Source organism: Campylobacter sp. RM12651, from assembly GCF_022369475.1.
In the GTDB taxonomy this organism is placed as follows: Bacteria; Campylobacterota; Campylobacteria; order Campylobacterales; family Campylobacteraceae; genus Campylobacter_E.
In genome coordinates, this window is sequence record NZ_CP059600.1 from 1,169,010 (window position 1) to 1,193,020 (window position 24,011).

24 protein-coding genes are annotated in these 24,011 nt (G+C 26.7%); 6 read left to right on the forward strand and 18 right to left on the reverse strand.

Annotated elements, in window-relative coordinates; translation table 11 throughout:
* The first annotated feature begins 58 nt into the window (after positions 1-58).
* Entirely contained in the window at positions 59-904 is an 846-nt protein-coding gene (locus AVBRAN_RS05640) for a bifunctional 5,10-methylenetetrahydrofolate dehydrogenase/5,10-methenyltetrahydrofolate cyclohydrolase (RefSeq protein ID WP_239802704.1), read from the forward strand.
* A complete protein-coding gene (lepB, locus tag AVBRAN_RS05645) occupies positions 891-1,742 on the forward strand; it encodes a signal peptidase I (RefSeq protein ID WP_239802705.1) in 852 nt (283 codons plus the stop codon). Before AVBRAN_RS05640 ends, lepB begins: the two co-directional genes overlap by 14 nt.
* Before the next feature lie 91 nt (positions 1,743-1,833).
* Here the strand turns inward: lepB and AVBRAN_RS05650 are convergent, their stop codons facing one another.
* The 7 genes from AVBRAN_RS05650 to fldA form a co-directional block, all read right to left on the reverse strand.
* Positions 1,834-2,694 carry a hypothetical protein gene (locus AVBRAN_RS05650; RefSeq protein ID WP_239802706.1) on the reverse strand — a complete coding sequence of 287 codons (861 nt, stop codon included), beginning with the start codon at positions 2,692-2,694 and terminating at the stop codon, positions 1,834-1,836.
* A 62-nt stretch (positions 2,695-2,756) separates the two neighbouring features.
* Positions 2,757-3,611, reverse strand: coding sequence for a hypothetical protein (locus tag AVBRAN_RS05655; protein ID WP_239802707.1), 855 nt, complete (start codon positions 3,609-3,611; stop codon positions 2,757-2,759).
* 73 nt (positions 3,612-3,684) lie between these two features.
* A complete protein-coding gene (locus tag AVBRAN_RS05660) occupies positions 3,685-4,512 on the reverse strand; it encodes a restriction endonuclease (protein WP_214150618.1) in 828 nt (275 codons plus the stop codon).
* A gap of 37 nt (positions 4,513-4,549) precedes the next feature.
* Positions 4,550-4,741 carry a hypothetical protein gene (locus AVBRAN_RS05665; RefSeq protein ID WP_214117910.1) on the reverse strand — a complete coding sequence of 64 codons (192 nt, stop codon included), beginning with the start codon at positions 4,739-4,741 and terminating at the stop codon, positions 4,550-4,552.
* Between the two features lie 64 nt (positions 4,742-4,805).
* On the reverse strand, positions 4,806-5,516 hold the full coding sequence (locus tag AVBRAN_RS05670; RefSeq protein WP_214120649.1) for an EI24 domain-containing protein: 711 nt from the start codon (positions 5,514-5,516) through the stop codon (positions 4,806-4,808).
* Positions 5,509-6,951 (reverse strand): ABC transporter substrate-binding protein, encoded by a 1,443-nt coding sequence (locus AVBRAN_RS05675; RefSeq protein WP_239802708.1) that lies wholly within the window; start codon positions 6,949-6,951, stop codon positions 5,509-5,511. The genes AVBRAN_RS05670 and AVBRAN_RS05675 overlap by 8 nt, the downstream gene beginning before the upstream one ends.
* Positions 6,952-6,994: 43 nt before the next feature.
* Complete coding sequence (fldA, locus tag AVBRAN_RS05680; RefSeq protein WP_214117907.1) at positions 6,995-7,480, reverse strand: flavodoxin FldA; 486 nt, start codon at positions 7,478-7,480, stop codon at positions 6,995-6,997.
* 264 nt (positions 7,481-7,744) lie between these two features.
* On the opposite strand from fldA, the gene AVBRAN_RS05685 reads away from it, so the two are divergent.
* The 3 genes from AVBRAN_RS05685 to AVBRAN_RS05695 are packed head-to-tail and all read left to right on the forward strand — an operon-like array spanning position 7,745 to position 10,312.
* Positions 7,745-9,316 carry a flavocytochrome c gene (locus AVBRAN_RS05685; RefSeq protein ID WP_214120628.1) on the forward strand — a complete coding sequence of 524 codons (1,572 nt, stop codon included), beginning with the start codon at positions 7,745-7,747 and terminating at the stop codon, positions 9,314-9,316.
* Between the two features lie 2 nt (positions 9,317-9,318).
* The gene (locus AVBRAN_RS05690) at positions 9,319-9,720 is read left to right on the forward strand and encodes a cytochrome c3 family protein (protein ID WP_239802709.1); all 402 of its coding nucleotides are present in this window, start codon (positions 9,319-9,321) and stop codon (positions 9,718-9,720) included.
* 10 nt (positions 9,721-9,730) lie between these two features.
* Positions 9,731-10,312, forward strand: a complete 582-nt coding sequence (locus AVBRAN_RS05695) for a NapC/NirT family cytochrome c (RefSeq protein ID WP_214117904.1) — start codon at positions 9,731-9,733, stop codon at positions 10,310-10,312.
* Between the two features lie 87 nt (positions 10,313-10,399).
* Here AVBRAN_RS05695 and fliS read toward each other — a convergent pair whose 3' ends face one another.
* Genes fliS through AVBRAN_RS05735 form a run of 8 tightly spaced genes read right to left on the reverse strand, consistent with a single transcriptional unit; the run spans position 10,400 to position 19,059 of the window.
* The gene (gene fliS, locus AVBRAN_RS05700; RefSeq protein WP_214116767.1) at positions 10,400-10,771 is read right to left on the reverse strand and encodes a flagellar export chaperone FliS; all 372 of its coding nucleotides are present in this window, start codon (positions 10,769-10,771) and stop codon (positions 10,400-10,402) included.
* Between the two features lie 9 nt (positions 10,772-10,780).
* Positions 10,781-13,102, reverse strand: coding sequence for a flagellar filament capping protein FliD (fliD, locus tag AVBRAN_RS05705; protein WP_239802710.1), 2,322 nt, complete (start codon positions 13,100-13,102; stop codon positions 10,781-10,783).
* Positions 13,103-13,132: 30 nt separating this feature from the next.
* Complete coding sequence (locus tag AVBRAN_RS05710) at positions 13,133-13,501, reverse strand: flagellar protein FlaG (protein WP_214116763.1); 369 nt, start codon at positions 13,499-13,501, stop codon at positions 13,133-13,135.
* 43 nt (positions 13,502-13,544) lie between these two features.
* Positions 13,545-15,365 carry a menaquinone biosynthesis decarboxylase gene (locus tag AVBRAN_RS05715; RefSeq protein ID WP_239802711.1) on the reverse strand — a complete coding sequence of 607 codons (1,821 nt, stop codon included), beginning with the start codon at positions 15,363-15,365 and terminating at the stop codon, positions 13,545-13,547.
* Positions 15,362-16,297: a hydroxymethylbilane synthase gene (gene hemC, locus AVBRAN_RS05720; RefSeq protein ID WP_239802712.1), complete on the reverse strand. Its 936-nt coding sequence runs from the start codon at positions 16,295-16,297 to the stop codon at positions 15,362-15,364. The genes AVBRAN_RS05715 and hemC overlap by 4 nt, the downstream gene beginning before the upstream one ends.
* Positions 16,298-16,306: 9 nt before the next feature.
* On the reverse strand, positions 16,307-17,914 hold the full coding sequence (locus AVBRAN_RS05725) for a cation:proton antiporter (RefSeq protein ID WP_239802713.1): 1,608 nt from the start codon (positions 17,912-17,914) through the stop codon (positions 16,307-16,309).
* Entirely contained in the window at positions 17,914-18,267 is a 354-nt protein-coding gene (locus AVBRAN_RS05730; RefSeq protein WP_214116754.1) for a helix-turn-helix transcriptional regulator, read from the reverse strand. The genes AVBRAN_RS05725 and AVBRAN_RS05730 overlap by 1 nt, the downstream gene beginning before the upstream one ends.
* Before the next feature lie 12 nt (positions 18,268-18,279).
* Positions 18,280-19,059 (reverse strand): DnaJ domain-containing protein, encoded by a 780-nt coding sequence (locus tag AVBRAN_RS05735; RefSeq protein WP_214119978.1) that lies wholly within the window; start codon positions 19,057-19,059, stop codon positions 18,280-18,282.
* Between the two features lie 107 nt (positions 19,060-19,166).
* On the opposite strand from AVBRAN_RS05735, the gene gpmI reads away from it, so the two are divergent.
* Entirely contained in the window at positions 19,167-20,594 is a 1,428-nt protein-coding gene (gene gpmI, locus AVBRAN_RS05740) for a 2,3-bisphosphoglycerate-independent phosphoglycerate mutase (RefSeq protein WP_214119979.1), read from the forward strand.
* A gap of 153 nt (positions 20,595-20,747) precedes the next feature.
* On the opposite strand, the gene AVBRAN_RS05745 is transcribed toward gpmI, so the two are convergent.
* The 3 genes from AVBRAN_RS05745 to AVBRAN_RS05755 all read right to left on the reverse strand — a co-directional run bounded on the left by AVBRAN_RS05745 (position 20,748) and on the right by AVBRAN_RS05755 (position 23,876).
* The gene (locus AVBRAN_RS05745; protein WP_239802714.1) at positions 20,748-21,611 is read right to left on the reverse strand and encodes a hypothetical protein; all 864 of its coding nucleotides are present in this window, start codon (positions 21,609-21,611) and stop codon (positions 20,748-20,750) included.
* Positions 21,612-21,814: 203 nt separating this feature from the next.
* On the reverse strand, positions 21,815-22,669 hold the full coding sequence (locus AVBRAN_RS05750) for a hypothetical protein (protein ID WP_239802715.1): 855 nt from the start codon (positions 22,667-22,669) through the stop codon (positions 21,815-21,817).
* Positions 22,670-22,883: 214 nt separating this feature from the next.
* Positions 22,884-23,876: a hypothetical protein gene (locus AVBRAN_RS05755; protein WP_239802716.1), complete on the reverse strand. Its 993-nt coding sequence runs from the start codon at positions 23,874-23,876 to the stop codon at positions 22,884-22,886.
* Positions 23,877-24,011 lie beyond the last annotated feature (135 nt).

The window sequence follows — 24,011 nt, forward strand, 5'->3', positions numbered from 1 at the left end:
TATAATCCGTTGTTTTTAAGGGTTATAATACAATCTTTATTTTTATAAAGGTTACAAATTGATACTAGATGGAAAAAAATTAAGCAAAGAATTATACGCACAATTAAAACTCAAAATTAATGAGCTAAAAACCAAACCTTGCTTAGCTGTAATTTTAGTAGGAGATGATTATGCTAGTGGGGTTTATGTAAGAAGTAAATTAAAAGCTTGTAATGAATTAGGAATAATTAGTAAAGATTATAAGCTAGATAGTAGTATTAGCGAAGAAGAATTATTAAAAATCATAAGAGATTTAAATGATGATGATGGTGTAGATGCTATCTTAGTGCAACTACCTTTACCAAATCATATCAATAAAGACAATATCATAAACGCTATAAATCCTATTAAAGATGTAGATGGTTTTACTCCACTTAATTTAGGTTTAGTTTTAGCGAATTTAAAACCACATTTTTATGCTTGCACCCCGCTTGGAATTGATATTTTGATGAAGCATTATGGTATCAGTGTAAAAGGCAAAAATATTTGCATAATAAACGATAGTATCATAGTAGGTCGCCCACTTGCTGCTATGATGATTAATGAAGGTGCAAGTGTTAGCGTATGCCACAAATATACAAAAGATTTAAAAGAGCATACTTTAAACGCTGATATTTTAATAAGTGCTACAGGTGTAATTCATCTAATAAATGATGATTTTATAAAAGATGGAGCTATTTTAATTGATGTTGGGATTTGCAAAGAAATTGATGGCAAAAAACTATCAGGAGATTATCTTAAGACAAGTAATAAAGCTAGTATGATTACTCCAGTTCCTGGCGGAGTAGGACCTATGACTATTTATGCACTAATGCAAAACACATATGAAGCAAGATTAAAAAAGGAAGAAAATGCAAGAAAATAAAACAAAATGGCAAAAATTAGTTGATTTTTGGAATTCATGGACGGGGACTATTGTATTTGTTCTTATTTTTATATTTTTCGTAGCTCAAGCTTTTACAATACCAAGTGGCTCTATGAAAAACACACTTTTAGTAGGAGATCATTTATTTGTAAAAAAATTCGCCTACGGGATACCAACTCCTAGAATTCCATTCCTAGAAGTTCCTGTGTTGCCTGATTTTAAAGGCGATGGGCATTTATTAAGCTATGCTAAGCCTAAAAGAGATGATATAGTGGTGTTTTTGTATCCGCACAATACAAAGCTACATTATGTTAAACGCTGCGTTGCTTTAGGAGATGATGAGATAATATTTGCAAATAAGACCCTTTATGTAAGAATGCACGAAGGAGATGAATACATGAGAGCAAATTATCCTGCTAATAAACAAGTGATTTTACAAGGCAAATTATACATAAAAGAGCCTTATACTAAAAAGGGTATTCATTATGATGAAAGAGTGGATTTTGATAAGGTCATAGAATACTTTATGGCTAAGGGTGAATTTGTAATGAAGCCAATTTATGTTAGTGAATTAAGAAGTGATATTAAAGCGTATTATTATAAGGTGCCTAGCAATGAATACTTTATGATGGGTGATAATCGCGACCACTCAAATGATAGCCGCTTTTGGGGAAGCGTAGATTATAAATATATTGAAGGTAAGCCTTGGTTTGTTTATCTAAGCTGGGATGATGATTATAATATCCGCTGGGAAAGAATGTTTAAAAGCGTTGATACCTTAGAAAACGATGAAAGATATATCCATCACGAAATAAGCGATATTAATTCTCTTGATTGACAAAAATATCTAATTCAAATTCTTGTGATTTGAATTAGAATTTATTTTATAATACATTATATTTTAAAGGTAATTTATATAAAAATTAAAATTATTTAATTGTATTTGAAGACTTTTCACTTAAAATCTTTTCAATTTTCTTTTGTTGTTTTGCTATGTATTTTTCACCTAGTGGTTGTGCTTCTTCTCTAAATTCCATTTCAAATCCGCCTTTACTTATTGCAGAATACTTTTGTCTAAACTCTGTGTATAAAAAATAAACCGATAAATCATCAACAAAAGGCAATGAAACTAGCTTGGTTTTAGTTTGATATATTGTGTAAGTTTTTAAGTTTTTACCATTTAAGAAAAATAGTGCTAAATAGCTTGATAAAATATCTAATATTACAAAAAACATAATTATAGGAAAGAAAATTATTCTAGCTATAGGGTAGTCTAATCTATAATTTAAACTTTGATTTTCTGTTTCTTTAGTGTTATAAGCGTCTTTATTGAATATATACGAATAAGCTAAAGCAGGTCGCTTGGTTTGTAATCTAAAAACTATATCGCTTTTATTTATCGTTGCAGTTACTTTCTTATAGCTCTTTGCTATACCAAAAACACCTGCTTCATCTATCTCATAAGTATCAAAACATATCTTTTCATTATCTACGCTAATATAAAAATCATTATTTTTAACAAATCTAAGTCTTTTTATTTGTCTAAGTTTTAAAAAGAATGCAACGAAAAAAATACCATCAATAATGCCACTCCAACCTTTTTGAATTCTTCGTATGTCAGTCATTGTTTTTTCGGGTTTACTATTTAATTCATTGATAATATCTATTGTAAAATAAAACAAGATAAAAATAAGTAAAATTGAAAAAATCTCATTAAATAACCTAATAAGCTCTAAGCTATATAAATAATCGTTTTTTATTTTATAATCTTTTAAATTATCTATATTCAAATTTATCCTTTATTTTTAATAAGATTAATTATAAAAATTACTAATATTTTTATAACTTGTTTTCATTTTAATTCTCCTTTTAATTTATTTAAATAATTTGTATAAACATCATTAGAGCAATCACTTATATAATTGTCTAAACTAAGATAATAGTTATCAATAAATAACCTAGTAAAAGAATCATAAATTCTATTAAGATTAGGGCTAAGTTCTAAACTCAAATTATTTAAATTTGTTATTGCATAACTACAAGGTTTATAATAACCATAAATATCATAATTTATTAGTTTATCTTTGCTAAGTCTAGTTGGTAATTTTGAAGCTTCTTCTTCAAAGCGTTTTTCATATTTTTTATAATTTTCATATAATTGCACTTCTTTATCAACTATCAATTTTACACTTTTAAAAAATTTTCCATCTATCGTATAGTTTTGTTTTTCAATTGTGCTTAATAATAAGGTATTTGGTTTTTTAAGTTCTATTACTTCGTGCTTTGGACTTTGCTGTAAATTAAAATGACTTATTAATAATATTCCGTGAAAGGCAATCATTAAAAATGAGAAAAAATAGAATATACCTTTAATAAATTTTTGATTTTGTTTCATTATTAACTTATAAAACCACCAAATTAATAGTGAAAATACAATTGGTAGCAATAGTTGTAAAACTACAAACCACCCACCGGCATCTCTATCAATAAGCCCAACTCTTATAACCAAATAAAAAAATAAAATATATAAAGCTATTATAAATCTAGGATAAAGGTTCATTCCTATAAAAAATGTAAGGGCAAAAAGCGTAGGATAGGTAATAAAAAATGGCACATAATCTATAGGAATTAAAATACTAATAATTCCACTAGCTAAACCATGTAAATTATCTAAAAAATATGTTAGATATATTAAAAACTCATTCATATCCTACCTTTAAAAATAAGGTTAATTATAGCAAATAAAAAATTATTAATCTATTATTTATTGTCTTAATGCTTTAATTTATATAGTTAATGATTTGATAATTTATTTCATTTGGATATTCTCTTAAATAACACACTACTCCGTAATCTTTATCATTACAGCTTGTTATAAAATCTTTATAAATTATTTTATTATCACATAATGATGGATTGTTTCTAATAAAAACTTCGCAATCTCCTATAAATTTTCTAAGCAGATATTGTTTTGGTGGATTTGTGTAGCACTTGCATTGAATTAGCCTTATTTCACTATTTTTATACGCTATTAAATCTATGCCTTTATCGTTTTTACCATTCACAAAACCATTTGGAAAAACCTTATAACCTATATTTTCATAGTATATTTTTATTTGATATTCGTAATTTTTGCCTTTTTTGATATTTTCTAATTTGATTTTATTTTGTGCGTTTTTTTCTTCACTTATTTTTAATTCATAAGACTGAATTAATTTATCTTTTTCTAGTTTATAATATCTATTTAATTCTTTTAATTTTTCTTCATAATCTTTTTCTTTTTCTAATATCAATTCTTGTGCTTTTTCAATGGCTATTTTATTAATATCTGAAGTTGTTAAAGTCTGTAATCGTTTTAACTCATCTTTGAGTTTTAATAATTCTTCTTCATATTTATAATTCTTGTATAGCAAAATATTTTTATCAGTTTTTGTATCTTCGTAATCTTCTTTATCTATTTTTAATGTTTGAATTTCTTTATTTTTGTCATTTATAAATTTTTCTGCCTTTTTTATAAATAAAACGAATATACCAAGTAATATGAAGTAAAAAATAGTTATTATTAAGCCATAGTAATTATGTAAAAATTCTAAAATGCTAAATAACATACAATTACCATAGGAATTTCAAATGAAATTCCTAAAATCAATCTAAATCTTTAATGATTTCTTCATCACTTTTTACAACCATTCCAGAGCCGTGAATTACGCTCGGAATACAACTTGTGCAAATATCTACTGGCTTATTGTTTTTATGAGCTCTAATAAATACTGCGTGCTCGTCTTCGCTAGCTTTTAGACTACATACATTACAAATAATTTCATTGTTTAAAACCATAATAATCTCCTTAAAAATAAAATTAAATACTACAAAAAAATCAAAATATAAAAGTTATTTTTAATCAATTTAAAGGCTGTTTTAATCTTAATTCATTTTGAAATAATAAATGAGCTAGAAATATTACAAAAAATACAGGTAGAAAAAACCCAACATAAGGAATATTTGAAGCTAAATAAAATAAAAATACGCAAAAAATATATTTAAATTTAAAAGGTTTAAAACTTAAAAAATCATTTTTATTTAAAACACAACTAGCCACATCGTAAATTAAAAAATTAAAAAATAAATAAAACATTAAGCAAAACATTAAAAATGATGCTATGAAATTTAATATAGGAATTATGTGAAATAAAAGCACAAAAAATAAAAAAAATAAGAATTTCAATACAATTTTAAACAAAAGCCAAGTTATTTGAATTAACCCTATTTCATCTAATTTATTGTAATTATAATGCTTTAAATTAATTTCTCTAACTATCATTGGAGTTAAAAATGAAGTAATAACTAAAGCAAAAAATATAGATAAATATAAAGCTAAAAAACCACCACCTGAAATAGTAATTATCATAATAAATATTTGTATGGCATGTAGTATCATCGCACCTAAAAAAAAGTTAAAAGCTTCTTCGTTAAAATCTAAACTACCAACATAACTAAATGCAAGTGTTAATAAACTAATAAATATAATTGAGCTTATAATTAATGGAAATAAAGAAAATGCTAAAAATCTAAATGTAAAAAAATCTTTTAGGCTAATAATGAAATTATTCATATTTATACCACTTAATTACTTGAGAAAATAATCCGTTTCCATTAAATCCTATTGGCATATTTTCAATACCTTTAATTTTTTTATTATAAGCTAAAAAATAATTGTAATTTACCAAAAATACATAAGAAGGGTTCATTTTAATCTGCTCTTGAAACTCTTTGTAATAATTCTCTTGCACTTGATTTATGGTATTTTTTGCTTGAGTTTTATTAATCTTATTTGTATTTAAAATAGTTGCAAAATTAATACTATCATATACTTCAATATCTACAATCTTACTAGCTTCATAATCATCATTGTTGGTTTGTAATACATCTGTTAATATTCCAAAATCTTTTAATTGCATAGCAAGATTTTCGGCTATACTTAAGTAGTCTTTATTATTTTTATCTACATAAATTTCTAATTTTAAAGGTAAATCTAATTTTTTATAATAATTTGCTGTGCTTTCTTTATTAATATTTAATTCTATACTCTTTTTATCTTTATAAAATCCTAATTCATTTATAATTTTTCTAGCTTCTGCTCTATCACAACCATTATTATTTAAACTTAAAATATGTTTATTAATACTAAAATTTGGTAATTGATTTAAAATAGATTTGTTACAAATAATCAAAGAAATTGCATATCTTAATTTCCTATCATAAATTACTTTATTATTTAATTGTAATGCTATAGCGTGATCTGATTCTAAAGTCTTATATACTAAATCATCATCAATATTTTTTATATTTTTATAATTAATCAAGCCAACATCAATTATGTCATTATTTAAAGCATTTTTTATTTGAACTTCATTTTGATAAAACTTAAAAACTACCCCGTCATTAAGTGCTTTAAAAATAGCATTAGGATTTTTCACTAAAACTATTTGTTCGTTGTTAAATTGCTTTAAATTATAAGTACCAAGACCAATAGCATCACTATTAAACCAACTTAAACCATATTTAATAAGAGCATTTTTTGACATAATCCCTAACGTTAAAGAATTTAAAAAATCATTATCTGGATACTTCAATACAAATTCAACTTTATATTTATCAATTATATTTATTTGAGAAATATTATTATAAAATCTACTATAATTTGAATTAAAAAAGTGATTTATAATTATTTCATAAGTAGTTTTTACATCTTCTGAAGTAAATTCTCCAAAATCTATATTATTTTTTATAAAATGAAGACCTTTTTTTAATTCAAATTCGTATCTTAATTTATCATTACTTATTTTGTATGAATTAGCTAGTGCAGGAATTAATTCTTTATTATTATTTTTATAAAACAAACCTAAATATAATAAATTTACTAAATCATCATTTGGATTATAAATTGGATTTATATTATTTGGTTGATTTTTCATAGCTACTTTAATTAAATCAGCAGATAAAAAATTAATTGAAAACACTAAAAATAATAATAAAAACTTTTTCATAAGTATCCTTAAAATAGCAAGTAAAAAACTTGCTATTTCGTGATTAGAAGTTAGCTTTAATTTGTGCTACCCAGTTTGCAATTCTTTCGTCTGTTAAATCTTCTTGATTGTCATTATCTAATGCAAGACCAACGAATTTACCATCAACTACTGCTTCTGAATCTTCAAAATCATAACCATCAGTTGAAACTGCTCCAACTAAATTTGCACCAGCTTCTTTTAATGCCGCAGCTAATTTACCCATACCGCCGCAGAAAGTATCAGAATAGCTTGAGCTATCTCCCATACCAAATACAGCTACTGTTTTACCAGCTAATTTTAGACCACTAAAATCAAATGAATCCCAATCATCTTGTAAGTCACCACTACCCCAAGTTGAAGTTCCGCAAACTAATTTATCAAAACCATTTAGTTTATCAGCATCAACATCAGCGATATTTAATAATTCAGCACCTAGTGCTTCTGCAATTTTTTCTGCTGCGCCTTCTGTATTTCCCATAGCACTTCCGAAAACTACTGCTACTGACATAATTATCTCCTTAATTTGATTTGCGACATAATTTTACCATTTGAAATTATTGTTAATCATTAACCAAATTCTTTTTACAAAAACCTTAATTATATTAATTTATTTATATAAGAATAAATTAATATCACTTATCAAAAATCCTTATTATTACTTCATAATAATTATTAAACTAAAAATATTATTAAAAAATTTTTATTATTTACTAAGTATATTTTATTTTAAAATAAAATTATTATTAAACTTATTTTTTAATTAGGAGGTTTTATGAAAACTAAAGATAGAAGAGACTTTTTAAAGTTTTCTGGCTTAGTGTATGGCTCTATTTTAATGCCTAATATTGCTTTATCTAATAGTATAGATATTGATGATATAAAATGGGATGAATATTATGATGCAATAGTAATTGGAAGTGGTTTTGCAGGAAGTGCAGCTATGCTAAGTCTTTTGGATAATGGTATTAAAAATGTTGTTATGATTGATAAAATGCCTTATTTAGGTGGCAACTCGGCTTATTCAGGTGGTTCAATGGCTGTTGCTGGCTCAAAATTACAAGCTAGAGATGGAATAGTTGATGATATTAATCTACACATACAAGATACATTAAAAAGTGGTAAGAATTTAAATGATTTAGAATTAGTAAATATTATGATAAATGATGGAGTAAAAACTCTTGATTGGCTTATAGATAATGGAGTTAATTTTAAGTGGGTTAGCAGAAGTGGTGGTCATAGCGTTCCACGCTCTCATTCAGCAGGTGCAGGTAGTTATATCACAAGACCATTACAAGAACAAATTCTTAATAGAGGCGGTAAGATTTTAACAAGAGTTATAATGGATGATATTTTATATGATAAAAATCATAAAGTTGTTGGAATTAAAGTAAGAGAAAAATATCAATTTAACTTTGAGCGTGGATATGAAGAAAAAAACAATGAAAGTGGAATTACTAAATATTATAGAACCTTTGGTGGTATTATCTTAGCTACTGGTGGTTGGGGAGCTGATTTAAAATTTAGACAAATATTTGACTCTAGTTTAAGAGATGATGTATTAACCACAAATCATTTAGGAGCTACTGGCTACACAGCACAAAAACTAATAAATGATAATGTTAAATTCATAGATATGCAATATATTCAAAGTATGCACGTAACAAGTCAAGATGAAGGCGGTTTTGGATTTGCTTATAGATGGATTACTAGGGCTTATGCTTATGGAATGATGGTAAATCCTAAAACAGGAAAAAGATTTGTAAATGAAATTACTGATAGAAAACAAGGTAGCGATGCAATATTAGCTATGAATGAAAAAGGTTTAAATCCACCTGTTTTAATTATGGATATAAATGGCACTAAAACGGTTGATATAGAAGATTTAAATAGGGGCTTATTAGTTGGTGCTGTAAAACAATTTGAAACAATGGATGAATTAATAGCTCATTATAATATCAATAAAGAGCCTTTCTTAGAGCAGTTAAAAAGATACAATGAGTATGTTGAACTTGCTTCAAAAGATAAAGATTATAAAGACCCAGAATTTAATCGCAATTTTTCAGATTACAAAGGAAAGTATATAAAAATAGAACAAGCTCCATTTTTTGCTGCAAGACCAGGACCAAAAGTTCATCATTGTATGGGTGGAGTAAAAACCAATAAAGATTGTGAAGTATATGATAATGATATGCAATTAATTCAAGGTTTGTATGCGTGTGGAGAAATTACTGGTGGAAGACACGGATACAATAGATTGGGTTCTAATGCGGTTTTAGATTGCTTAGTTTATGGAAAAAGAGCTGGAAATACTCTAGCAAAAAATTATAATTTATTAAGGGGTTAGCAATGAGATTTATTAGCATTATATGTTTATTTGCCTGTTTTTTATTTGCAAATGAAAATGTATTAAAGGATTCGTTAGGAAAAGTAAATGTAGATTTTAGTGAAAAAGCCTATGAAGTGAAAGGAATTCATAAAAAATTAAATCTTAAGTGTAATGATTGCCACCTAGAAGCACAAGAGAAAGATTATTCATCAGCTATGCTAAATAGTTGTATAAAATGCCACGGGGATTATTCAAAATTAGCAGAATATACTGCAGGTTACGGACATAATAACAATGTTCATCAAAGCCCACATTATGATAAATTAGACTGCGATAATTGTCATAAAACTCATAAACCATCTGTTAATATGTGTGCTAGATGCCATAGCCAAGAAATCTTAAAAAATTTAAAAGTAAAATAAAGGAGAATACATGAAAAATAAAATAGCTTTTACTTGTATGATAGTAATCATAACTCTTGTTTTAGTATTCTTAGGAGAAAAAATTGTTCATGTAACAGGCAAATATCCGTTTTGTGGAAGTTGCCATTCTTGGGATGGACCTATAGCAATCACAAATGTTAATGATGATATACACGGGGCTAAAAATCCTAAAGGAGTGGTAGTTAATTGTGCTGATTGTCATTTACCACACGACAATTTGGCAAAATACTTATTGACTAAAGCTAAAAACGGAATAGCAGAAGGCTTTACAACTTTAACAAAAGACCCAACTAAAAAAGATTGGCTAGCAAATAGAGAACACGCTAGAAAAAATTATACTTTTGATAGCTCTTGTCTAAAATGCCACGAAAATGCTTTCGTAAAAGACAATGAAAGCACATTACCAATCCATCTTACCTATCTAAGTTTTAAAGGTAGTGCTGATGAGATGAAATGCACCGATTGTCATAAACATGTAGGGCATAAAGATTTAGCACAAACTTTATATGATTTAAAGGACACAACTCCACATAGTTGGGAAGATTGGGAAAAACAAAGAGCTAAGCAATAAGCTTAGCTAATAGAATTTAGAATTAATTCTAAATTCTATAAATTCTTTTTCAAACTTAACTCAAATTCTTTTTCAAACTTATTGATTTTAAAGTTCCATTTGATTTACTTCACGCCAAGCTTCAAGCAAACCATTAGCAACTTTCATAACTTCATCTAATTTAGCAGTATCACTATCAATTATTACCTTACTAAGTGTGCTAATTTGATGAGAATAAAGCCCTTGTAAATAATAACTAACATCACCTTGACTAAAGTCTAAATAATTTAATAGCTCAACAAAAATTGCTGTGGCTTTTTTAATATTTTTACATTTGGCTTCTATATCGTTTTTTTCTATGGCTTTTTTGGCACGAGAGCAAAACCTAAGTATGCCCTCGTATAAAAGCTCAATCATTTTCTCATTACTCTCAATTGAAATATTGTTATGAGAATAACTCGCATAAGCATTACTTACCATTTATATTCCTTATTTATTAGCAAATGCTGCATTTGTTAAAGCTGTAATCGTTTGGCTTTGATTATCAAGCTTATTTAAAATAACATCATACATACTTAGTCTAGTAGCTAAAATCTCATATCTTTTCTCAATTTCTTCATTGGTTTTTTTGATTTCTTCATTTAGCTTTTTAACATCATCTTCTAAATTTTTATTATATTTAGTAAGAGTTCCATCAGTGCCTACCATACTATCTAAAGTATCTTTAAATGTTCTAAACACTCCTGTTTGCTCTGTTTTAATAGTTCTTATTGTTTTTTCTTCTAAACCAAGTTGTAATAACTTCTCGCTAGAACCACCTATTTCAAGTGCATTTTTTCCATCACTTGTAATAATAATATTATTTTCTTTACCTAATTTAGCCGTTACACCATCTATTTTCGCATCATTAATAGCTTCAATTAATTTATTTATATACTCTTCTTGAGTTACTTTGCTATCTTGTTCATTTAACTTATCTAGGAATTCTTTTTTAAAGGTAATTTCCTTACCATTTATCTTCAAATCCCCTTCAGCTAAAGCTACTTTTTGACTAATTGTCTTACTTGTAGTGCTTAATTCTTGGTATTTTACGCTACCTTGTAAGAAATTTTTAATTCCTTCGCTATTTTTCTTATAAGCTTCTTCAAATTTTGATTTTTTAAAAGTTAAAATTCCTTTTTCATTAAGCTCAAACCCCATACTAGATAAACTAATTCCATTTGAATCAGTCTTAGTAATCATTGATGATAACATTGTTTTTAGCTTACTTACTTCGCTAATTCCTTGCAAACTTCCTGCTGTTTTTTTCTCTTTATCAAAACCTGTTGAGGTAGCAAGAGAATTAACTATAGAATTATAATTCGTTGTAAAAGTAGTTAAATGCTCTGTTAAAGAATCTAAATCATCACTTACTTTAAAGTTGGTAATACCTTCTTTTTTAAGAGAAATTTTTGCTCCAATTATTAAATCATCAATGGTATTTGTGCTTCTGCTAATCTCAATACCTTCATAAATAAACTTAGCATCTTGCGCTGTTTGAACATGGTTTGATTTTGCATCAATTCCATCATATTTAGTTTGAGCAGCTTTTACATCTAATTCATTTATAAAATAATTTTCCCTAGAAGTTTCAAAAAATTCTTGAATTCCTTTCTTTTGTTCTGCCGTTAAATTATCAAAATTAGTAGCTTTATTTATACTAACTGCTTTTGTTTGATTAGTAGCACTATCTTTATATGAAATATTTAATTCTTCTCCGGTATTTTTAATATATTCAACCCAGTTTTTTGTTTGTTGAGTCATATCATTTTTATCTTTAAATTCGGCAAAAACTGCTTTTCTTTCACTATCACTTAACTTAGATAAATCTGTATCTTTATTAATTTTAAAAGTTATTTCAGTTTCAACAATATTATCAGGATTACTAGAATCACTTGTATAAGCTTTATATTTTAATTCTTTTTCTTGAGCTAATTCAGAAACTTGTTTTTGAATATTTTCTAAGTATCCACTACCACCTAAAATAACTTTAGATGCGTCTAATTGCTCGTTAGCTTTTTTAAGCTCTGTTTTAGCAGCACTAGCATTTGCAGCGTCTAATAAACCAAGCTTTTTAAGAACTGCTTTTGAAAACTCTGCTGTATTAGGGTCGTCAAGTTTAAAAGCACTTCCAAATACTATTTCATTATCAATTCCTGCTTCTTTACTTGTAATCATAAGCCTATAATTATCATGACCTGTATCTAAAACCTTAGTGCTTACAAAATCGCTTAATTTTTTATTGTTTTCATTTGTAGCTGATAGAATTTTGTCATTTAAAGTTTGTAAAGAATCTCCTGAATTTACCTTAATAGTAAATGTTTGTTTATTTACAGTGATTTTAAACTCTGCTTCTTTTAGCATTTCTTTTTGACCATCACTTTTAATAATACCAACATCGTTAAATATGCCATAAGTTTCGCTAGAAAAAGAATTAGTCTGATAAGCATCTTTTGTAGCAAGTTGTTTAACATTAATATCAAAATCACTTACTTTAACACCCTTAGTAGTAGTCATACTAGCACTCTCACCTGTAGCATCTACTTTACTTTTAGAAAATGCTTCTCCTTCCACTAAAGAAGATATATCACCTTTAAAACTGCCTAAAAGTGTTGTTAAATCTGTTAAATCCTTTTGCTTTGCTTGTGTATCAGATAGTTTTTTATTAGGTATTGCTAATAAAGATTTTTGCTCGTTTGCTTTTAAAGCGTCATATTTTTCTTTAAATTGAAATTTATTAGCTCCTGCTATTAATCCTAAACCTGTTCCCATATTTAACTCCTTTTAAATTCTTTAAAGCAATTAACTTTTTTTATCAAAAATAATTCCTATTGCTTCTTTCATACTTTCGCTAAGCTTAATTACTTCTTCATTTGGAATTTTACGAATAATTTGACCTGATTTTGTAGCGATTACATCTACATACATTTGATTGATTTTATCGTTATAACCAAATCTTACATCAGTTTGTAATTCTTCCATATTTTCATTTAATTTTTTAATAGATTCATCAAGCTTTTCTTTTGTTATTTCCTTGTTTATTTCTTCATTTTTTTGCTTACCTGAATTTGTTTCAATATGAGTTTGCTCAACTGGGCGCATTTTAGTTGTTTCTGCACTAGCTTTTAGTTGAGTATCATATTGAGAACTCGCTGCTTTAAAAATCTCCATTACTATCTCCTTTTAATAAGCTTTTTTCTAAATCGGCTAAAGTTTAAAAAACTTCATAGCTTTTGAAAAATTTTTCATCATTTTCTAATAATTTTAAATCTATTAATTTATTTATTACATCTTTATTGCAATCAGTTGTGCTAGGCCATTCGCTTAAATAGCCATCTATTTCGCCTTTTGAATACGCTGCAACCAAAATCCCATTATCATCTATTTTAATATCAGTGCTAGGGTCGTAATTATTAAACGCTCTCCAAATTAACATATAAGGATTATTTAAATTAACTCCTTTGTCAAATAAAACAACAATCCCACCTAAGTTATTTTTGCAAGCATTATAAATAGTGTCTAAATTATGCTTTCTATCTAAGCTTATACAAGTAATTTGTGTTTTTGCTTCTGGATAGAAAATATTGTATTCATCTAAACCAAATTCTTTTAAATCATCTAATAAATTTTTAAGATTTGGTTTAAAACTTGTTTTATCCATTTCTTGTTTTTCTACTTTAAAGGTATGAGCTTTATAAGTAGATTTTGAAGTAGCGTCAAGTCCTAACTTACCACCCATACCTAATTTAGTGCTAGAATGATCTAGTTCATCGCATAATCCATAGCTTAATAATAATTTTTTAGGAGAGAAATTATTTAAAATATATTCTGTAATTTTAGGGTAATCATTCAGACTAGGTGCATTCTCATCTACAAAAATAGCATTTTTTACAAAACTCATCTGCCCTACTCCCCAAAATGCGTGCATATTAGCTAATGCTAAGCCATCATAATTGCTTTTTACTTTAGCTAAGATTAGATTATGAAAAACACCATTTTCAGGCATACAATAATCAATCAAATCAGGGCAAGTTGTCTTAAGTAATGGTAAAAATATTCTCTCTGTTCCATACCCCATCCATTTATCTTCTAAAGGTGGTTTACCAACTACGGTTGCATTATAAATTGGCTCATTTTTGCCTGTAATTTTTGTAATTTTCATAACAGGAAAATTACCTTGCGGAGTATAAAATCCCGTATGATCGCCAAATGGACCTTCAATAGCAAAATGATTTACATCAATTTCGCCTTCTATTACAAAATCACTATTACTTGGAACATACAAATCATTAGTATCACATTTAACTAATTTTGCTCCTTGTTTTTTGATAAATCCATAAAGCATTAATTCAAATATACCTTTAGGCAATGGTGCTTGAGCGCAAAATATATGAAGTGGGTCATCGCCTATTGCAATAGCTATTGGCATTTTTTTATTTGCGGCTTTATATTCATAAAAGAAATTATTAGCATCTTTATGAAGTTGAAAGTGCATTATTAAATGCCCTTCATCTAATACTTGCAAACGATACATTCCTAAATTATTTTGCTTACCATCAAGACTTTTGGTATAAACCTGACCCATCGTAATAAATGCACCTGCATCTTTTTCCCAAGTTTTAAGGATTGGAATTTGATTTAGAGAATATGTTTTTTGCTTACAAGGTGCGTTTTTGTTTATTTCTCTTTTTGGAGCTATATTTTTTAAAGAAAATAATTTATTTGCAAGGTTTAATTTAGCACCAAATGTAGGTGGAATATGTAGCTTTAATAAGCTCTCAATCTCATCTGCAATCTCATCAGGATTTTTACCTAAAACCAAATTAAGTGCTTTGCTATTTGCAAAAACATTCATAATAATTGGCATATCATAATTTATATTGCCTTTTTTTGGATTTGTAAATAACAAAACTTTTGAATCACTCTTTTTAGCTTCTAAATAAGCTAAATGAGCGATTTCTAACTCAACATCTAAAGGTGTATTTATAATCTTTAAAAGATTTTCTTTTTTTAATTTTTCTATATAATTTTTCATAGCATTTCTTTTAATAATTCTTCATTTTCAGCTAGAATTTCTAAAGCTCCGTGTTTTATAAATTCTTTTGCTAAAACTACCCCAAAACCACTTGCATTTGCTTGATTAATCTTTCTTTGCATTTTTATAATTTTACTAGCATCAATTAAGCCAATAATCGCATTTACGCAAATAATCTCATCATCAATAAAAGCTGCATTAATTCCTATTGGAGCACCACAACCACCATTTAAAGTAGCAGTAAAATCACGCTCAATTTTGCATAATAATGCTGTTTTAGGGCAATTTAATTTAGATACAAGATTTAACACCTTTTCATCATTAATACTCTCAATCGCAACAGCACCTTGACCTGCTGAAGGTATCATAATTTTTGTATCTAAAATCTCATAATTTAACTCATCTAAAAGATTTAATCTCTTAAGTCCTGCATAAGCTAAAACTATCGCATCAAATTCGCCATCTTTTAATTTTTTAAGTCTAGTTTGTAGATTTCCCCTTAATGAATGAATAGAAAAATCATCTCTAATTAATCTTAATTGCATTTGGCGGCGAAGACTTGTTGTGCCGATTTTTGCACCTTGTTTTAGTTCATTTAATGATTTTTCATTTCCACGAAAAACCACAACATCATTAGGAGTTTCTCTTTTGCAAATACTAGCAAGTTTAAAATCATACGCCAAACTTGCCCCAACATCTTTTAAAGAATGAACACTAATTTGTGCAAGCCCATCGTGCATTGCGTTTTCTAATTCTTTAATAAACAAATTCTTCCCACCAATTTTTGCTAAAGGAGTATCTAAAATAACATCTCCTTTAGTGCTAAGCTCTAATAATTCTATATTTAAACTAGGCTCAATTTCTTGTAATTTCGCCTTTACAAATTCGCTTTGCCATAAAGCAAGTAATGATTTTCTAGTAGCTATTTTCATATTTTTCCTTTAAGATTGTTGTTTTATTCTGCAAACTAATGCTTCTTGTAAAAGTGTTCTTGCAACCACTTTTTCTTCTTTTACCATTTTGATATTGTCGCCTAAATCTTCAAATATTTTATATTCATCTTTATTTATTCTAATTATTACATTAGCATTTGGGTCATAATCAAGTATTTTTTTACTAACTACTTCTAAGACTTGTTCGTTTGAAATAGTAACGATTACTGCTGCACTTGTTTTAATACTAGCGTTATCAAAACTTGTATTTTGCTCTGCACTAGCATAAAAAACATTTTCTCCCCTACTTTGTCCAAGCTCAACTAAACTCATATCATTTTCTAGCACGATATAAGGAATGCCTTGAGTTTTTAATCTTAGCACAACTTCTTGACCAAGTGAGCCATATCCAAATATTACAAAATGTCCGCTCATTGATTCAATCTTAGGAGCTACGGTAATTATCTCATCATTAGTAATACTTGCAAGAGATTTTATATTTTTTAAAATAAAAGGAGATAAAACCATACTTAAAATTACTGATAAAGTAAGCATTTGAGCTGTATTTGTATCTAGCATTTTATTTGCAACCAATAAAGTAAATATTGCTAAAGCAAATTCTCCAATTTGACTAACGCTTAATGCAGTTTTTAACGAATCACTTTTAGTGCTTCCAAGACTTAATAATAAAAATATACATAAAGTCTTAATTAGCATAATACCAATTGTAAGTGCAATTATTATATACCAATACTGAATGATAATATTTATATTAATTTGAAGCCCAACGGTTATGAAGAAAAATCCTAATAACAAATCTCTAAACGGGATTAAGTCGGCTTCTATTTGGTGTTTAAATTCAGTTTCTGCTATCATCATTCCTGCAATAAATGCACCAAGTGAATATGAAAACCCAAAAAATGAAGCTAAAAACGAAGCACCAACGACAGTGAAAAGTATTGTTGCTATGAATATTTCTTGAGAATTTGTCTTTAATACAAAATAAAGTACCCTGCTATAAATATATTTTCCAATCAAAAATAACAATAAAAGCACAATAAAAGCTGATATTAAAGTCTTAACAACTAAAGTGCTAATTGCAACTCCATCTTGATTGAAAATATCAATCATCAATAATAGTGGAATTACTGCAATATCTTGAAATAATAATATTCCTAAAGCTTTTCTTCCATATCGCTGATTTATGTCTTGATTTTCATTTAGTATTTTTAGAACTATTGCAGTTGATGAAAGTGAAATTGTAAAGCCAATAATTAAAGCAATATCATCAGCTATATTAAATGCGTGGTGCAAAATTACTGCAAACACAATTCCACATATTCCCATCTGTAAAGCACCATTTATAAATACATCGGTTTTCATAGTTAAAAGGTGTTTGATAGAGAACTCAAGTCCTATGGTAAACATTAAAAATACTATTCCAAATTCTGCAATGTGGCTTAATTGTTCTGAAGTGGTTACAAAAAATACTTCTTCAATAATAAAGCCAGTTGCAATATAACCAATAATTGTTGGTATGCTAAATTTTTTAAGCACTACATTTAAAATAATCGCAATAGCACTTGTAATTAAAAATATTTCTAAGAACTCTTGCATTAGCTACTACCTTTATCATCATAAAATATCACATCGTATTTTTGATTTTGTTTAATTAAGGCGTTTTTCTTAGGCTTTTCTTTTAAACCACTTAGCATTTCTTCATAATCTGCTATTTGACTTTTAAGCTCTAAAATAATGCTAACTCCAGCTAAATTTACCCCCAAATCCCTTGTAAATCTTAAGATTAATTTAATTCTATCTACATCTCTTTGCGAATACATTCTAACCTTTCCACAGGTTCTATTAGGCTCAATCAAGCCTTCTCTTTCATATTGTCTTAGAGTTTGTGGATGAATATTTAATTGCTTTGATACTACAGAAATTAAAAATACCGGTTCATCATAGTGCATATTTCCTCCTTTTTATAAATAATCTTTTAAAGCTTTAACCAACTTATCATCAAGCGTATTAATATCAGGTAAAACCACCTTAGCTCTTAAGAATAAATCCCCTTGATTTTTAGAATATGAATTATAAATTCCCCTACCTTTAACACGGATTAATCCACCATTTTTTACATTTTCTTTTAAAGTTACTTTTAAGCCTTGCTCTTTTGGAGTATCAAACTCAACTTTACCACCAAATAAAGCTATTTTTAAAGGAATTTCAAGTTCTTTTGTCAAGTCATCTCCATCACGCTCATACTCTTTTGAATGCTCTATTTTAATAGTTGCTTTTAATGTTAGATTGTCTTTTTGCATAGTTATTTCTTGATTATTTAATACGCCTGATTTAATCTCTACATCAAAACTAACACCCCTTACATTAATGCTCCTAGTAGTTCCTAAAACAGATTCTAAAAAGCTTATTTTTAACTCAACTTGAGCTGGTTTATTATAAGACCTACTTTGCCCTGCTCCAAAACCAAAATGAGAAAATATATCCTCAAATCCACCACTAAAACCGCTTGAATTAAAATTAAAGCCATCAAATCCACCAAAAGAAGGATTATCATAAGCTCTTCTTTTATCTTCATCGCTTAACACTTCGTAAGCTTCGGTAATTTCTTTAAATTTTTCTTCAGCACCCTTGTCTTTATTCACATCAGGATGATATTTTCTAGCTAAACTTCTATATGCTTTTTTTATTGTGTCAGTACTTGCGTCTTTTTTAACGCCTAATATGTCGTAATAATTCTTCATCTTTTAATCCTATAATAATAAAAATTTTTGAGTAATATTAGCTAGTTAAGCTTAATAGAGTTTAACCACTTACTATCAACTCTTAAATTATACTTAAAGGAGTAAAAATGCAAAAATGTATATTAGTAATTACCGATGGTATCGGATTAAACGATAGATTAGAATACAATTCTTTTTATCACGCAAAAAAACCAAATTATGATTTTTTAAACCAAAATGCAAAATTTTCAAGACTTAAAACAAGTGGCAATGCAGTAGGTCTTCCAGATGGTCAAATGGGAAATAGTGAAGTAGGACATATGAGTATTGGAAGTGGTAGGGTTATTTATCAAAACCTAGTTAGAATTGATAACGCTATTAAGGATAAAAGCTTAGAAAATATTAGTATTTTAAAAGACTTTTTGAAAAAATATAAAAATATTCATATAATAGGTTTATATAGCGATGGTGGAGTGCATTCAAGTTATATTCACTTTAACGAAATTGCTAAAATTGCAAGCGTTAATAATAATATTTTTATGCACTTAATAAGTGATGGAAGAGATGTTAAACCAAATTCTTTTAAAGATTTTATAAAAAATAATCCAAGTTTTATAACTCCAAGCAGTATTTCAGGTAGATTTTATGCTATGGATAGGGATAATAACTTAGATAGAACAAATGAATATATAAATATGCTTTTTAGTAAAGCAAATAAAAGTGATTTAGAACAATACATAAACGATAATTATGAGAATAAAATTTATGATGAGTTTTTTAAGCCACTTAATCTTGGTTTTGATGGCATTGGTAAAGATGATGGAGTTATTATCATTAATTATAGAAGCGATAGAGCAAGGCAAATTGCAAGTGAGCTGAAAAATCGTTTAAGTAAAAATCAAGTTTTGTGTATGTGTGAATATGATGAAAAACTTGACTTAGGCGTGATTTTTCCAAAAATTGATATTAAAAACACCTTAGCTGAAGTCTTAAGCAAAAATAATTTAAGGCAATTTCACACAGCAGAAACAGAAAAATATGCCCATGTTAGCTTTTTCTTTAATGGCGGGGTAGAGAAAGAATTTCTTAATGAAAAGCGTGTATTAATCCCAAGCCCAAAAGTAAAAAGCTATGATGAATTACCGCAAATGAGTGCTTATTTAGTTTGTGATGAAGTAATTAAGGCTATGAATGATGGTTTTGATTTTATCGTAGTTAATTTTGCAAATGGCGATATGGTAGGTCATACAGGAAATTATGAAGCTTGTATTAAAGCGGTTGAGTGCGTTGATGAATGCTTAGGCAAAATCATTAAAGCTTGTAAAGAAAATAATTATGCTATGCTACTAACTTCAGATCATGGAAACTGCGAAGATATGAAAGATTTAAATGGCAATATTTTAACCAATCATACAACTTATGATGTTGGTTGTTGGCTTTATAATTATCATAAAGATAGTAATTTAAAAGATGGCTCATTAGCAAATATTGCTGCTAGCGTGCTAAAAATACTAAATTTAAATAAGCCTAGCGAAATGGAAGAAGCTTTATTTTAAATCTTTATTCCTAGTTCAAATTCTTTAAAAAATTAATGGAATTTGAATTAGGATTTTAATAAATTTAAATATATTTTATTATTATCATTTTTTAATCATCATAAACTATATCCGATAAAACTGCATATTTTAACAATTCAATATAACTTGTTTTCATTTAAATTCTCCTTTTAATTTATTTAAATAATTTGTATAAACATCATTAGAGCAACTACCTCTATTATTATCATAATTACCTAATTTAAGATAATAATTATCAACAAACATCCTAGCAAAAGAATTAGAAATTCTATCAAAATCAGGACGTTCTGGGATTTTTAGTCCTCTAAAAGACATATATGATTTTGCGTAACTACAATCCACAAAATAACCATAAATATCATAATTTATTAGCTTATCTTTACTAAGTCTAGTTGGTAATTCTGAAGCTTCTTCTTCAAAACTTTTTTCATGATAATCTTCATATAATTGCACTTCTTTATCAACTATTAAATTTACGCTTTTAAAAAACTTTCCATCTATCGTATAGTTTTCTTTTTTAATTGTGCTTAATAATAAGGTATTTGGTTTTTTAAGTTCTGTTACTTCGTGCTTTGGGCTTTGTTGTAAATTAAAATAATTTACCAAAAATACACTATAAAAACTAATCATTAAAAATGAGAAAAAATAGAATATACCTTTAATAAATTTTTGATTTTGTCTCATTATAAATTCATAAATTGATTTAATAGGATAATACAATATAAAAGGGAAAATTATTTGAAAAAACAATATTGCTGCAACAGAATCATGGTTGCTAATTTCAACACTAAAATCTAAATAAAAAAATACAACATATAAAACTTTTATAAATCTAGGATAGAGCTTTAATCCTATAAAAAATGTAAGGGCAAAAAGCATAGGATAGGTAATAAACAATGGCACATAAATTATAGGAATTAAAATACTAATAATCCCACCAGCTAAATCGTGTAAATTATCTAAAAAATACGCTAGATATATTAAAAACTCATTCATATCTTACCTTTAAAAATAAAGTTTAGTATAGCAAATACACATTCATCAAATTTAAAAATAATTATTAATATATGTTGCTTTTCGTAATAAATAATATTAAAAAATATTTTTTAATTTAATTTCAAATCCCTAATTCAAATTCTTTTAAAATATAGATAGCAAAAGTTTAATTAATATAATCATCAAAATCTCTTTTGTTAAAATCAAACATTTACTCTCCTTTTACTTAAAATCTTTTCAATTTTCTTTTGTTGTTTTGCTATGTATTTTTCGCCTAATGGTTGCGCTTCTTCTCTATGCTCTATTTCGTAAGCTCCTTTGCTTATTGCAGAATGTTTTAATCTATATTCAGTGTATAAAAAATAAACCGATAAATCATCAACAAAAGGCAATGAAACTAGCTTGGTTTTAGTTTGATATATTGTGTAAGTTTTTAAGTTTTTACCATTTAAGAAAAATAATATTAAATAACTTGATAAAATATTTAATATTGCAAAAAACATAACTATAGGAAAGAAAATTATTCTAGCTACCCTATAGTCTAATCTATAATTTAAGCTTTTATTTTCTATTTCTTTAGTATTGTAAGTATCTTTATCAAATATATGAGAATACGCTAAAGCTGGTCGTTTAGATTGCAATCTAAAAACTATATCGCTTTTATTTATCGTTTCGCTTACTTTTTTATAACTTTTAGCAATATCAAAAAGACCTTCTTTATCTACTGTATATGTTTCAAAATATATCTTTTCATTATCTACGCTAATATAAAAATCATTATTTTTAACAAATCTAAGCCTTTTAATATGATTGGTCTTTATGAATAAAAAAATAAAAAATATACCGACAATTATTGTAGCTTCGCCTCTTCCTCTTAATCTAATCTCAGTCATTTCTGTGTGAGAAGCTTCTGGTAGTTTATCTAACTTGTAAGCTATAAAACAAATTGTGCAAATTAATAATAAAAAAGTAACAATGTCATTAAATAACCTAATAAGCTCTAAGCTATATAAATAATCGTTTTTTATTTTATAATCTTTTAAATTATCTATATTCAAATTTATCCTTTATTTTTAATAAGATTAATTATATGAAATAAAAATAAAAATCCATAAAATTATTAATATATGTTACTTTTTATAATAAATAATATTAAAAAATATTTTTTATTTAATTTCAAATTCATAATTCAAATTCTTTTAAAACTAAAAAACTAAAAAATTTATAATAAGGCTAATTAGTGGTGTAAAATATTTTAGAATTTAATAATCTTCATTTAGCATTTACAACTCCTTTTTTATTTTTATTAATTTCATCAATCTCTGCTTGTATTTTTTTTCTTAATTCTTTTTCATTAGGGCAGGAATTTTCTAAAACTCCTAATATTTCTAAACTTGTTCCAGATAAAGAACTAGAATAATTTTTTGTAGTTTTTACATAATCAATAATTTTTTGAAAATTATCGTATATTTCAAATATATCTTTTTTATAACATAAATCTTGTGGGATTATTGCTGGTTCAATCATTTTTCCATTTTCATCACCTTGTAAATTTAAATATATGTCTTTAGCATGAAGCATAATCACTGTATTTATATATATATAATAAAAATATTCCTTTGACTTTTGTGAATCAAAATATCTTCTATAAGCCATGTCTAAATGCTTATATATTTCATCATGTTTATTTGATTCTTCTTTTAAATAATATATAAATCTATCAATATCTAAATCTGTATATATTGAAACAAGCCTTAACATGGTTGCAAAGCGATTTTGATTTAGCTCAATATTATCAAAATAATTTTTTCCATATGGTAAGCGTTCGATCATTGAATAAATCTCATTAAAAAATTCATCTTTATAAGTATTTGTAACATACTTAGCATACGATAAATCATCACTTTTAAAAAACATATTTCTATTTAAAATCATCCACCATAAAATGTCTTCTATGCTATCTTTTGGTAAAAGCTCTTTACCTTCTTTAAATTTATTATTCATTTGATTTATAAGAAATATCATTATAAAATTATCATAATTCAAATATTTATGTAATGATTCAATAATAATTCTATATTCCATTGCATTTGCAAATTTAGCAGAAGCTTCTGGATTTTTGCTATATTGTATGTCAAAAGTTTCTTTTTGAGTTTCGCTAACCATTGCATAAAAACTTCCTATAATAAGAAAAATTATAGTAAAGATAAAAGCTATTACTTTTTTTAAAATGATTTTTAAATATTTTGTTTGATTTACTTGCATACTCAACCTTAATAAAAAATAAGATTAATTATATCAAATATAAATTTAAAAATAATTATTAAATTTATCTTGTGTTTTATGTTAAATACTTTGAAAATATCTTAAATTCCTAATTTAAATTCTTTTAAAAGATAA